We start from the raw sequence: 453 nt of genomic DNA on the forward strand, positions 1-453 counted from the left end.
CCTAGTGCATCTTGACCCGTGGCGCGCCGGTCGAACCGGCGCTATTTACGCCCCGGCCCCCTATCGAAGGGGTCCTCGTACTCCTTGACGCTCAGCCGGTCGAGCGCGATGTCGGCCTTCTCCTGCTCCCGGATGTACTTCGCGATCGTCGCCTCGTTCAGGCCGACGGTGGACACGCAGTGGCCCTCGGCCCAGAACTTCCTGTTGCCGAACTTGTACTTCATGTTCGCGTGCCTGTCGAATACCATCAGCGAGCTCTTCCCCTTCAGGCAGCCCATCACGCTGGACACGCTGTACTTCGGCGGTATCGCCAGCAGCATGTGGACGTGGTCGGGCATCAGGCGCCCCTCGATTATCTCGATCCCCTTGTACTCGCACAGCTTCCCGAGGATCTCCCCTATGTCGCCCCTTATTTGGTTGTAGATCACTTTGCGCCTATACTTCGGCGTGAAC

At 60.9% G+C, this 453-nt stretch carries 1 protein-coding gene; it reads right to left on the reverse strand.

All coding sequences use genetic code 11. From position 1 onward, the window contains the following. Positions 1 to 41: 41 nt before the first annotated feature. Positions 42 to 453: IS200/IS605 family transposase (gene tnpA / locus DW661_RS09890; protein WP_118935474.1), on the reverse strand; the 412-nt coding region annotated here is incomplete at its 5' end.

Origin of the sequence: Collinsella sp. AM24-1 (assembly GCF_003470325.1) — a bacterium.
Classification (GTDB): Bacteria; Actinomycetota; Coriobacteriia; order Coriobacteriales; family Coriobacteriaceae; genus Collinsella.